This window comes from Streptococcus mitis subsp. hohhotensis, assembly GCF_000722775.1.
GTDB classification, from domain to species: Bacteria; Bacillota; Bacilli; order Lactobacillales; family Streptococcaceae; genus Streptococcus; species Streptococcus carlssonii.
This window is the reverse complement of the sequence record NZ_JPFZ01000009.1, coordinates 878,154-890,335: the sequence shown is the minus strand read 5'-3', so window position 1 is coordinate 890,335 and position 12,182 is coordinate 878,154. Positions and strand designations below refer to the sequence as shown.

Below are 12,182 nucleotides of genomic sequence, written 5' to 3'. Positions count from 1 at the left end.
ATTAGAAAAATAAAAGGAGAATACCATGACACTTGCTAAAGATATCGCTAGCCACCTCTTGAAAATTCAAGCCGTTTACCTCAAACCAGAGGAGCCTTTCACTTGGGCATCTGGTATCAAGTCACCGATTTATACTGATAATCGTGTGACATTAGCCTATCCAGAAACTCGTACTCTCATTGAAAATGGTTTTGTGGATGCTATCAAAGAAGCCTTTCCTGAGGTAGAAGTCATTGCAGGAACTGCGACGGCAGGGATTCCTCACGGAGCTATTATTGCTGATAAGATGAACTTGCCATTTGCCTACATCCGTAGTAAACCAAAAGACCACGGAGCTGGTAATCAAATCGAAGGTCGCGTAGCTCAAGGTCAAAAAATGGTAGTGGTTGAAGACCTCATTTCAACTGGTGGTTCTGTGCTCGAAGCCGTAGCCGCAGCTAAGCGAGAAGGAGCAGATGTGCTTGGAGTTGTAGCGATTTTCAGCTACCAATTGCCAAAAGCAGACAAAAACTTTGCAGATGCAGGTGTCAAACTTGTAACGCTTTCTAACTACAGTGAACTCATCCACCTAGCCCAAGAAGAAGGCTATATCACACCAGAAGGACTCGATCTTCTAAAACGCTTTAAAGAAGACCAAGAGAATTGGCAAGAAGGTTAGGTCAGTAAGATAAAGAGAGACGAGTCTGGGACAAAAATCTAACTTAAACATAAAAAACGAACAAAAAATGAGTTATCTAACAATTAGAATTCTGTTTTGTTCGTTTTTTTGTATAATCTATCGATTTTTAAAATTTATAATAAAGAATTTCTAAAATTAAAATCTTTTTGTCCCGGACTCTTTTAACCATTTTATTTAAAATATGACAATATTTTAAATAAAATAATTGACAGCGCTTTCTTTTACTGATATAATGAAAATATAATATGTATCAAATTGATCAATCAACTATCTTGTTTATCACTTTTTAGGAGGACGATGTCATGAAAAGAAGAAAAATATATTCCCTTTTTTGCGTAGTTACAATTGCAGCTAGTTTGTTTCTCCCTACAGTCTTAGCTAGACAGGTTGGAGATTATGATTTAACGTTGCCGCGTTTTCATTCGGATACAACTAGTGCGCTTGAGAAAGAAAACGCCTCTGCTGGAATTAATAATAATTACAGTACTGGTGGCGGTAAAACGTTAAATACCTCTATTCGTAGCGCCTATAGTGGGGCAGATATCACTACAGTATATCAATTGAGTTCTGGCTCTAGGATTGTCATGTACTATAATGGAGGTGGTGATAATTATATTGGTTCTGATACTAGATTAGCTATGGCGCCACAGTTTGGAAATCATGTAAGAATTCATACTTCAGGTTCTTGGAGTCCAGATTCTTATTAACTTACTTGTCAGAGTAAGCCTTAAAGATGGTTGATTGTGGGTGTAGCATGAAAAAAGAATGCTACACCCTATTCTTATTATAAGGAGGAGTTGGGATGGAATTTTTTATTTGTAATCTTGTACGAGTCGTTAAATCACCTCGGTTTTATATGTCTTTATTTTTGACCCTTCTTTGCATGAGTTTAGGAAATTTCATTGCTTTCAATGGTATTTATAAAATTGAAGGTTTATCGATTTTTTTTGCCGCTTCTTCTATTAGAGGATTTTCACCGATTAGCCTAGTAGCTGCACTTATCTGTACACTGCCCTATTCTAGTCAGATAATAGAGGATGCTGAGAGTCATTTTCTAACAGCACAATTGTGTCGAATTTCTAAAAAGAAGTATCTGGCTATTGTGGGTAGTACTGTAATTATTTCTTCTTTTCTAGTCTTTTTTCTCCCCTATTTATTATTATTAGGAATTAATCTTTTAGTGACTCCTTATCAGGAAATTTATATTGGAGACTATAGTGGTGCCTTAAAAGAATTATTTGATTCTAATCAGTTTCTCTATAGTCTTGTAACGACTCTCTGGTATGGAGTTTGGGGCGCTGTGTTCTCTATTTTTGGACTAGCTAGTGCTTTGCTAGTGAAGAAAAAATTAGGAGCTATTTTCATCCCAGTTGCCTATATGATGGTTGGGGGTATTTTTTGGGGTATTTTAGAGCTATCTTACTTAGAACCTGTGACAACATTAGCTTTGGGATATCAGAAAGATATCAGTCTTTCCTTAGTTAGTGGGCATCTTGCTTTTATTTTATTTGTTAGTTGTTTGGTTGTTTATGGTACATTTTTTCTACATTCAGAGGACTACGTATAATGAAACAATTTGTTCAATTTTACAAAAAAGATTTTTTATCAGTATTGGTTTATTTTATATTACTGCTATCCTGTATTTTATCTAGTACAGTATATTTACTGCGATGTCGCCAATATTCAATCCATCCAAATGTATTAGAATGGCTCTTAGTCTTACTTCAAGATATTACGACTGGAGTATATTGCTTTCCGTTCACATATATATTATTCTTTTTTCATTTGATGAATAACTATTTTAATAGGTTGGAGTGCCGCATTCGTCTGAAATCAATTAAGCACTTTACCAGTTTTAGTTTCAAATTAGCAGCTCTTAGTACGGGGATTTGGACGGCGACTTTATTTTTATTGATTTTTCTAATTGCATTTAGTAATGGTTTTAGCTTTTCTTTGGAGATAAAGGAGGTTGATTTTTTAAGAGAATTTTATGGTATAAGTATTGCAAACAATGCTAGTTTCTTTATAGGATTTTTTTCTCTTATATAGCATACTATTTCTTTTTATCCTTACTTACTATTAGCAGTTTTTCTTGGTTTAAAAAATCAAACATGAGCTTAGTATTTCTGTTTACTTTTTTATTTGTAGAATCCTTATTCTGGATTTATCAGTTGAACAATGGGATAATTGGATTATTGCCAATTTTTCAGTATATGGTAAATTCCAATCCGTATGCATTGATTTATTGGCTTACATTACTATCTATCATAATTCCATTGACTGTATTTTCTGTTCATAGAAACTGGAGGAGAGTGTAAAAGTTGGAAATGGGAAAGTTAAGTAGTCACATGTGGAGGTTGAATCAGATAATCTATACCAAGTACTTTTGGGGTTATGTTCTTTTTTGGATATTGATTTGTTTAGGATTATGGTATTGGTTAGAAGGAAATGATAGACTTGTTATAGAAATTTTAAAAGGGCCTAATCTGAGTCAAAACTCTTTTTTAGTCTTATCTATATGGTTGCTTCATTGGTTTATTATTCATACATTTTTTCTAGCAGTTGTATATCGTAGAAGAGCATCCGATTTCTTTATGGAAGTGATTCGATTTTCTTCTATTAAGCTCTGGATTAGGTATCAGATTTGGACCTGTTTTCTTTATGGACTCGTTTTAATCATGGTAAAAGTTCTAGTGATTCAATTTATGTTACAGTTACCAAACTGGGATATAGGAGTTTTGTTTATAGTTGATTTTTTGAATGTTTGTGTGCTATCCTTGCTTTGCTTTACGTTATACATACTAGGAGCGAATGAGCAAATGAACTTTTCTTGTGTTAGCTTCTTTTTACTCATGATTGTGTTTGGCAGTTTGTTTGTGGGGAATCGAACCAATTATCTATTTTATATTCTGAATAGAGGAAATGGAGATATAGGACGAGATCTATTTCTTCAGTTGCTATTTTTAGTCTTTCTTTTTAAAAGCATTTTCTATTTCACTCGTCAAAAGAGGAGGTTTATAGAATGAATGAAATAATTACATTAAAAAATATTCAGTTGGAATTAAAAAAACATGTGTTTTTCAAAACCTTAATTTTAGTTGTAAACAGGGGGAAATTATAGGAATTACTGGTGCGAATGGCTCAGGGAAAAGTGTATTGTTTAAATTAATAGCTGGTTTATATAGTCCGTCTTATGGAGAAGTGTTAATCAATGGGGAAAATATTGTTCCTGAGAGAAAAATTCCAGCTAATTTGGGAGCTTTGATTGAAGAACCTGGTTTTATAAATTATTATAGTGGCTTTAAGAATTTACAATATTTGGCAAGCATACGAGGAGTAGTTGGTAATCAGGAAATCAATGATACACTGAAAATAGTTGGTCTATATGAGCAAAAAGACCAGAAAGTTAAAACTTATTCGCTAGGTATGAGGAAAAAGCTAGGGATTGCTCAAGCAATTATGGAGAATCCCTCTATTCTTTTACTAGATGAACCTATGAATGCCTTGGACAAATCAAGTGTAGAAAATATGAGAACATTGTTTAGAAAGCTCTCTAGTGAAAAAGGGACAACAATTTTGATTGCTAGTCATAGTGAAGAGGATATTCGTATCTTATGTGATAAAGTATATGCAATAGACGATAAAGTATGTACACTGTGTTCAGATTGAACATATTAGATAGACTCAGGATGTTATAGGTAAAATCTTAAAAAGGGATTGGAGCTTAAAATCCAGTCCCTTTTAAGAGTTAATGACTAGTCAACTTTTCCACCTTCAACAACCAGGTCATCTGCTTTAGCAGCGTCACCGTAGGTTGGGTGGAGTGTTTTTTCGTAGGCCTTGTGGAAGAAGTTTTCTTTGCCTAATTTTTCAATATCCTTATTGATGAAGTCTAGCAATTCTTGGTTGCCTTTTTGAACTGCTGCCGCAATGGTATCTGGATTACCGAGGGAAGTAATGCCTACTTCAAATCCTTTGTTTTCAAGCGCCCAAGCTAGGACTTCCGTATTGTCAGTAGAGAAGGCATCTCCACGTCCGTCAAGAAGGGCTTGGTAAGAGTCACTGTATTGGTCGTATTTTTGGAGTTTGATTTCTGGATGATTCTTTTCAAAATAAGTTTCAGCGGTCGTTCCTTTTGTAACAATCAAGGTTTTGCCTTCTAATTGTTTGACATCTGTAATAAGACCGGTCTTAGGTGATACGACACCCAGAGAAACTTTCATATATGGAAGGGCAAAATCAACTTGTTTCTTACGTTCATCAGTTACTGTAAAATTGGCAAGAGTAATATCCACCTTGTTTGAAATCAAGTATTCAGCACGGTTGGCAGCATCGACTGAAACGTATTTGACCTTGACACCAAGGTCTTGTGCTAATTGGTTCCCAAGTTCAATATCGTAACCTTGGTAAGAACCGTCATTGTCAACGTAACCAAAAGGTTTCTTATCTCCAAACACGGCGATTCGTAGCTCACCGCTTTTTTTGATTTCATCAATTGTGCGAGCCTTGGCAGTGGTTTTACCAGATGGTGCACCAGCATTTCCACCTGAGCTACAAGCTGTAACAAAGATGAGGGCAAAGGCAAGTGCCAAAACAGTTAAGAGTGGTTTGAATAGTTTCATAAGAATCTCCTTTATAGATATGAGCCAAATTGGCTAAAGTCAAAGACGTTTAAAAATTCCTGAGCTCGTTTGGTTTGAGGATTGGTAAAGAAGGCTTGAGCTGTTCCCTCTTCAGCAATTTTCCCTTTGTCGAGGAAGATAATCCGATCGGCAATAGCTTGGGCAAACTGCATTTCATGGGTTACTAAAATCATGGTACGGCCTTCTTGGGCCAAGTCATTTATGAGTTCCAGCACCTCACGCACCATTTCTGGATCCAGCGAAGCAGTCACTTCATCAAAAAGGATGATTTCTGGATGCATGAGGAGGGCACGGACAATTGCAACCCGTTGCTTCTGTCCACCAGATAATTGACGCGCAAAGCTATGTTGTTTATCCAGCAAACCAACACGTTCTAGTAATTGCAAAGCTTCTTCCGTTACTTCCTTCTTGTCTCTTCCTTGAGCTTTGATAGGGCCTAGGATGAGGTTTTGAAGGACATCCAGATGGGGAAAGAGTTCATAGCTTTGAAAGACCATGCCAATCTTTTGGCGAACGAGGTGAAAGTCTTTTTTATTTTCAACGATAGACTGACCGTCCAGAAGAATATCTCCACCTTGAATACTTTCTAAGCCATTGAGGCAACGAAGGAGGGTACTTTTCCCACAACCAGATGGCCCAAGAATAACCACAACTTCCCCTTTTTTGATATCTAGAGAAAGTCCTTGGAGGATGGGATTGTCTCCGAAGGATTTTTTTAGTTCCTTGATTTCTAAAATAGTTTCAGACATTTAGTTCCTCCAATGTTTTTCTAAGTGAGTGGATAGTTTGGAAATAGGAAAGCAAACTGCGAAATACAAGACTAGAATGGTTCCATAAATCCAAAATGAAGCAGTTGGGATAGTCAGGCGATTGCTGTCGATGATTTGTTGTCCAACCTTGGTAACTTCAACTACCCCAATCAAGACAACCAAGGAAGTGGTTTTGATCATCCGAGTGACAAGATTGATAGCCTGCGGTAGCAGTCTTCTCAAAACCTGTGGGATGATAATGTGGTAGTAAAGTTGAACGTTTGTCAAGCCGAGCGCCTGTCCACTTTCAAACTGATGCTTAGGGAGGGAAGTGATGGCTCCACGTACCAAGTCTCCCATTTCAGCCGTTCCCCAGAGGGTAAAAACGATAATAGCTGAAGTCTCACCTGAGATATTGATATTAAAGTTTCGAGCTAAGCCAAAGTAAACGATGAAGAGTAGCACCAGCTGGGGCATGATACGGATAAATTCCAGATACAATCGTGTTAAAAATCGTATGATTCTAGAATGGGAGGTCATGATGATTCCCATGACTGTTCCGAACATCATGGATAAGAGAACAGACAGGATGGATATCCCAATCGTAACGCCCAATCCCTGTAAGATTCTCAGGAGATTATTTCCCTGAAAGAGTACTTGGATTCCCGAATCCTGCATGGCGGAGCCTCCTTTCTATCCAGCTAAAGACCAGTGAGATGGGTAGCAGCATGATCAGATAAGCAACTACCAACATAGTTAGCGCAATGTCTGTCTCATAGTAGAGCCCAATCAAGTCCTTGGCGACGTACATGAGGTCGGCCAAAGCTACTGCTGAGAAAACAGAGGTTTCCTTGATGAGGAAAATGACATTGGCACTAAAAGACGGTAGGGCCACCGCTGTTGCTTGTGGAAGAACCACATAGCGAAAGACCTGTACAGGTGTCAGACCGATAGCTAATCCAATCTCCTGCTGGGTTTGACTGACGGCTTCCAGGCCACTTCGGAAAGATTCTGCCATATAGGAGCCTCCTAAAAAGACCAGTCCTAAAGTGGCACAGACTTCTGAAGATAGGACAATCCCTACTCTAGGAAGTCCGAAGTAGAGAAAGAAGAGTTGAATCAAAAGGGGCGTATTGCGTGACAATTCAATATAGGCTGTCGCTACTTGCGCCAAAACAGGGATGCGGTAATGCCGGATGATACTAACGATTAAACCGAGCAGAAAGGATCCCAAAATTCCCCAAACTGCAATATGCAAGGTCAGAAAGAATGCCTTTTGATATAGTGGTAGATATTGTTCAACAATGGACCAATCCAAAAATAGAACCTCCCATCTAGAAATAATACAGTTATTGTAGCACTTAAAATCTTCTTTGGATAATATCTATTTTTTATTGCCGTTATAAGGATTTTTTATCATAGACATAAAATTTCTGAAATTTCCAAACAAAATATTTGAAAAATTTTGAAAAAAGAGTTAAGATATTTTTGTAATATACAAAGTAAACGCTTACTTATTAAGGAGGGCATTTTATGTCATACAAAACAAGCAATGCAGAAGGTCATGTAGATTTCATCAATACCTATGATTTGGAGCCAATGGCGCAACAAGTTATTCCTAAAGCAGCCTTTGGCTATATCGCTAGCGGGGCGGAAGATACTTTCACTTTGCGTGAGAATATTCGTGCCTTTAACCACAAACTCATCGTTCCTCATACACTCTGCAATGTAGAAAATCCAAGTACAGAGATTGAATTTGCAGGTGAAAAATTGTCTTCACCAATCATCATGGCGCCTGTTGCGGCTCATAAATTGGCAAATGAACAGGGTGAAGTGGCGACTGCGCGTGGTGTTCATGAGTTTGGTTCTCTCTATACAACCAGTTCTTACTCTACTGTCGACCTTCCAGAAATTACGGAAGCTCTTCAAGGGACACCTCACTGGTTCCAATTTTACTTTAGTAAGGATGACGGTATCAACCGCCATATTATGGACCGTGTGAAGGCTGAAGGTTATAAAGCGATTGTCTTGACGGCAGATGCAACTGTAGGAGGCAATCGTGAGGTGGACAAGCGTAATGGTTTTGTCTTCCCAGTTGGCATGCCGATTGTTGAAGAATACCTGCCAGAAGGTGCTGGTAAATCAATGGACTTTGTTTACAAATCAGCTAAACAACGCTTGTCTCCACGTGATGTAGAATTTATCGCTGAATACTCAGGACTTCCTGTGTATGTCAAGGGACCACAATGCCGTGAGGATGTTGAACGTTCGCTTGCTGCGGGAGCTTCTGGTATCTGGGTAACCAACCATGGTGGCCGCCAAATCGACGGTGGACCAGCTGCCTTTGATTCACTTCAAGAAGTAGCAGAAGCAGTTGACAAACGCGTACCAATTGTCTTTGACTCAGGTATTCGTCGTGGTCAACACGTCTTTAAAGCCTTGGCTTCAGGAGCAGACTTGGTAGCTATTGGTCGCCCGGTTATCTATGGCTTGGCTCTCGGCGGTAGTGTCGGTGTGCGTCAAGTTTTTGAACACTTGAATGCAGAATTGAAGACAGTTATGCAATTGTCTGGAACTCAGACTATTGAAGATGTTAAACACTTTAAACTTCGTCATAACCCATACAACCCAACATTCCCAGTTGACCCACGCGACTTAAAATTGTATTGATAAAATAGCTTGCCTCCACTTGATGTGGAGGTTTTTGCTTGTGTTTTATACTCTTCGAAAATCTCTTCAAACCCCTTGGATTATATATGTGACTGAAACCTCAAAGCAGTGCTTTGAGCAGCTTGCGCCTAGCTTTCTAGTTTGCTCTTTGATTTTTATTGAGTATTAATCAATTTTGTAATGAAGATTAAAAAAGTTAAAGATTTGATTTTTTATAATTGACAAATGTAGATTTTCCGAGTATACTAATAACTGTAATTGACAAATGTAGATTTAGGAGGTGTGATGATGCAGATTTCAGATGCAGAATGGCAGGTCATGAAGATTATTTGGATGCAAGGAGAGCAGACTAGTACGGATTTGATTAGGGTTCTGGCGGAGCGATTCGACTGGTCCAAGTCAACCATTCAAACTCTTTTGGTTCGTTTGGTTGAGAAAGAGTGTCTGGCAAGGAAAAAAGAAGGCAAGTTCTTTGTCTATTCAGCCCTTTTAACTTTGGACCAAAGTCGGGATTTACTTGTCCAAGATATCAAGGACAAGGTTTGTTCTCGTAGGATTAAGAACTTGTTGGCTGATTTGATTACTGAATGTGATTTTACTCAGGCTGACTTGGAAGACTTGGAAGCTGTGATTTCTGAGAAGAAATCAAGCGCTGTAACAAAAGTAAAATGTAATTGTATGTAAAGGAGACGTCATGTTAAATAGTATTGTAACCATTGTTTGTATTGGCCTTATCGCATTTATCTTGTTTTGGTTTTTCAAAAAGCCTGAAAAATCTGGACAAAAGGCCCAGCAAAAAAAGGGCTACCAAGAGATTCGAGTGGAAGTCATGGGAGGCTATACGCCTGAGTTGATTATCCTCAAGAAATCAGTGCCAGCACGCATTGTCTTTGACCGCAAGGACCCTTCACCCTGTCTGGACCAAATTGTTTTTCCAGATTTTGGTGTACATGCGGACCTGCCTATGGGCGAAGAGTATGTAGTGGAAATCACGCCTGAGCAGGCTGGAGAGTATGGTTTCTCTTGTGGCATGAATATGATGCACGGCAAGATGATTGTAGAATAGGAGAATGATATGACTGAAATTGTAAAAGCAAGTCTTGAAAATGGTGTTCAAAAAATTCGTATCACGGCAGACAAAGGCTATCATCCAGCCCATATCCAGCTTCAAAAGGGAATTCCAGCTGAGATTACCTTTCATCGTGCTACGCCTTCAAACTGTTATAAGGAAATTCTGTTTGAAGAAGAAGGCATCTTGGAACCAATCGGCGTAGATGAGGAGAAAGTCATTCGTTTTACCCCTCAAGAATTAGGTCAACATGAATTTTCTTGTGGTATGAAGATGCAAAAGGGAAGTTATACAGTTGTTGAGAAGACTCGAAAATCTCTATCACTTTTACAGCGTTTTTGGATTACTAGTATCTTTACTGTGCCTCTTGTGATCCTCATGATTGGGATGTCGACAGGAGGAATTAGTCACCAAGTCATGCGTTGGGGCACCTTTTTAGCCACAACACCGATTATGCTAGTAGCAGGTGGTCCTTATATCCAAAGTGCTTGGGCTAGTTTTAAAAAGCACAATGCCAACATGGATACCTTGGTTGCTCTGGGAACCCTAGTGGCCTATTTCTATAGCTTAGTTGCCCTCTTCGCTGGTCTCCCCGTTTACTTTGAAAGTGCTGCCTTTATCTTCTTCTTCGTTCTTATGGGAGCCGTTTTTGAGGAGAAAATGCGGAAAAATACTTCCCAAGCTGTGGAGAAATTACTTGACTTGCAGGCTAAAACTGCAGAAGTCTTGCGTGAGGATAACTATGTTCAAGTCCCTTTGGAGCAAGTCAAGGTAGGTGACCTGATTCGAGTGCGTCCCGGTGAAAAGATTGCGGTTGATGGTGTCGTAGTAGAAGGTATCTCTAGTATTGATGAGTCTATGGTGACAGGTGAGAGTCTGCCTGTGGACAAGACAGTTGGAGATACTGTGATTGGCTCAACCATCAATAATAGTGGAACGCTTGTCTTTAGGGCAGAAAAAGTTGGCTCAGAGACTGTTTTGGCTCAGATTGTCGATTTTGTGAAAAAAGCTCAGACTAGCCGTGCGCCGATTCAAGATTTGACAGATAAAATTTCAGGGATTTTTGTCCCAGCAGTTGTCATTTTAGGGATTGTGACCTTCTGGGTTTGGTTCGTCTTGCTCAGGGATAGTGTAGTCGTGCTTGGAGCTAGCTTTGTGTCCTCTCTTCTCTATGGAGTGGCGGTTTTGATTATCGCCTGTCCTTGTGCCTTGGGACTTGCAACACCGACGGCCCTTATGGTGGGGACAGGTCGCAGTGCCAAGATGGGAGTTCTCCTCAAAAATGGAACGGTTCTACAGGAAATCCAGAAAGTTCAAACGATTGTCTTTGATAAGACTGGAACTTTGACGGAAGGGAAGCCTGTGGTAACAGATATCATAGGCGACGAAGTAGAAGTGCTTGGATTGGCAGCCTCCTTGGAAGAATCTTCCCAACACCCACTGGCTGAAGCCGTTGTCAAGCGAGCGAGTGAAGCTGGACTTGAGCTTCACACTGTGGAAAATTTCCAAGCCTTGCACGGAAAAGGTGTTTCAGGGCAAATCAATGGAAAACAAGTTTTGCTTGGAAATGCTAAAATGCTGGATGGCATGGATATTTCTAGCATTTATCAAGAAAAACTAGAAGAACTAGAAAAAGAAGCTAAGACAGTTGTGTTTTTGGCTGTTGAGAATGAAATCAAAGGCTTGCTTGCTCTGCAAGATATTCCTAAGGAAAATGCTAAGCTTGCCATCAGTCAGTTGAAAAAACGAGGTCTTAAAACAGTCATGCTGACAGGAGACAATGCAGGTGTGGCGCGTGCTATTGCCGATCAGATCGGAATCGAAGAGGTCATTGCAGGTGTCTTGCCAGAAGAAAAAGCCCATGAAATCCATAAACTACAAGCAGCTGGGAAAGTAGCCTTTGTTGGTGATGGGATTAATGACGCTCCTGCCCTCAGTGTAGCAGATGTGGGGATTGCTATGGGAGCTGGAACAGATATTGCCATCGAGTCAGCAGATTTGGTGTTGACAACTAATAACCTCCTAGGAGTGGTTCGTGCTTTTGACATGAGTAAGAAAACCTTTCATCGTATTCTGCTCAATCTTTTCTGGGCCTTTATCTACAATGTCGCCGGAATTCCGATTGCAGCAGGAGTCTTTTCAGGTGTTGGACTGGCTCTCAACCCAGAATTGGCAGGTCTAGCCATGGCCTTTAGTTCTGTATCTGTTCTGACCAGTTCCCTTCTGTTAAACTTTAGTAAAATAGACTAAAAGCGGGCTTGCTCGCTTTTTATACTCTTCAAAAATCTCTTCAAACCACGTCAGCTTTGTCTGCAACCTCAAAGCTGTGCTTTGAGCAACCTGCGGCTAGCTTCCTAGTTTGCTCTTTAATT

13 protein-coding genes and 1 pseudogene are annotated in these 12,182 nt (G+C 39.4%); 10 read left to right on the top strand and 4 right to left on the bottom strand.

Going from position 1 to position 12,182, the window contains the following annotated elements; genetic code table 11:
• Positions 1-25 precede the first annotated feature (25 nt).
• The 6 genes and pseudogenes from pyrE (at position 26) to SK608_RS06960 (ending at position 4,348) form a co-directional block, all read left to right on the top strand.
• The gene (gene pyrE, locus SK608_RS06985; protein WP_000170896.1) at positions 26-658 is read left to right on the top strand and encodes an orotate phosphoribosyltransferase; all 633 of its coding nucleotides are present in this window, start codon (positions 26-28) and stop codon (positions 656-658) included.
• A 323-nt stretch (positions 659-981) separates the two neighbouring features.
• Complete coding sequence (locus SK608_RS06980) at positions 982-1,386, top strand: hypothetical protein (protein WP_023943170.1); 405 nt, start codon at positions 982-984, stop codon at positions 1,384-1,386.
• Positions 1,387-1,481: 95 nt separating this feature from the next.
• Positions 1,482-2,246 carry a hypothetical protein gene (locus SK608_RS06975; protein ID WP_023943168.1) on the top strand — a complete coding sequence of 255 codons (765 nt, stop codon included), beginning with the start codon at positions 1,482-1,484 and terminating at the stop codon, positions 2,244-2,246.
• A pseudogene (locus SK608_RS06970) lies at positions 2,246-2,997 on the top strand (hypothetical protein). The gene SK608_RS06975 and the pseudogene SK608_RS06970 overlap by 1 nt, the downstream one beginning before the upstream one ends.
• Positions 2,998-3,006: 9 nt before the next feature.
• Positions 3,007-3,705: a hypothetical protein gene (locus SK608_RS06965; protein ID WP_192855400.1), complete on the top strand. Its 699-nt coding sequence runs from the start codon at positions 3,007-3,009 to the stop codon at positions 3,703-3,705.
• Positions 3,706-3,718: 13 nt separating this feature from the next.
• Positions 3,719-4,348 (top strand): ABC transporter ATP-binding protein, encoded by a 630-nt coding sequence (locus tag SK608_RS06960; RefSeq protein WP_200872047.1) that lies wholly within the window; start codon positions 3,719-3,721, stop codon positions 4,346-4,348.
• 86 nt (positions 4,349-4,434) lie between these two features.
• On the opposite strand, the gene SK608_RS06955 is transcribed toward SK608_RS06960, so the two are convergent.
• From SK608_RS06955 to SK608_RS06940, 4 genes are read right to left on the bottom strand one after another with little or no spacing between them, the layout of a single operon-like run.
• Positions 4,435-5,301, bottom strand: coding sequence for a cysteine ABC transporter substrate-binding protein (locus SK608_RS06955; protein ID WP_023943162.1), 867 nt, complete (start codon positions 5,299-5,301; stop codon positions 4,435-4,437).
• A gap of 11 nt (positions 5,302-5,312) precedes the next feature.
• Complete coding sequence (locus SK608_RS06950) at positions 5,313-6,071, bottom strand: amino acid ABC transporter ATP-binding protein (protein ID WP_023943160.1); 759 nt, start codon at positions 6,069-6,071, stop codon at positions 5,313-5,315.
• Positions 6,072-6,749 carry an amino acid ABC transporter permease gene (locus tag SK608_RS06945; RefSeq protein WP_001154146.1) on the bottom strand — a complete coding sequence of 226 codons (678 nt, stop codon included), beginning with the start codon at positions 6,747-6,749 and terminating at the stop codon, positions 6,072-6,074.
• Entirely contained in the window at positions 6,709-7,389 is a 681-nt protein-coding gene (locus SK608_RS06940; protein ID WP_033677612.1) for an amino acid ABC transporter permease, read from the bottom strand. The genes SK608_RS06945 and SK608_RS06940 overlap by 41 nt, the downstream gene beginning before the upstream one ends.
• A 215-nt stretch (positions 7,390-7,604) precedes the next feature.
• On the opposite strand from SK608_RS06940, the gene lctO reads away from it, so the two are divergent.
• The 4 genes from lctO (at position 7,605) to SK608_RS06920 (ending at position 12,060) form a co-directional block, all read left to right on the top strand.
• The gene (gene lctO / locus SK608_RS06935; protein WP_000120723.1) at positions 7,605-8,741 is read left to right on the top strand and encodes an L-lactate oxidase; all 1,137 of its coding nucleotides are present in this window, start codon (positions 7,605-7,607) and stop codon (positions 8,739-8,741) included.
• Between the two features lie 288 nt (positions 8,742-9,029).
• The gene (locus tag SK608_RS06930) at positions 9,030-9,425 is read left to right on the top strand and encodes a CopY/TcrY family copper transport repressor (protein ID WP_033677609.1); all 396 of its coding nucleotides are present in this window, start codon (positions 9,030-9,032) and stop codon (positions 9,423-9,425) included.
• Between the two features lie 10 nt (positions 9,426-9,435).
• A complete protein-coding gene (locus SK608_RS06925; protein ID WP_033677607.1) occupies positions 9,436-9,807 on the top strand; it encodes a cupredoxin domain-containing protein in 372 nt (123 codons plus the stop codon).
• Between the two features lie 9 nt (positions 9,808-9,816).
• Positions 9,817-12,060: a heavy metal translocating P-type ATPase gene (locus tag SK608_RS06920; protein ID WP_033677606.1), complete on the top strand. Its 2,244-nt coding sequence runs from the start codon at positions 9,817-9,819 to the stop codon at positions 12,058-12,060.
• Positions 12,061-12,182 lie beyond the last annotated feature (122 nt).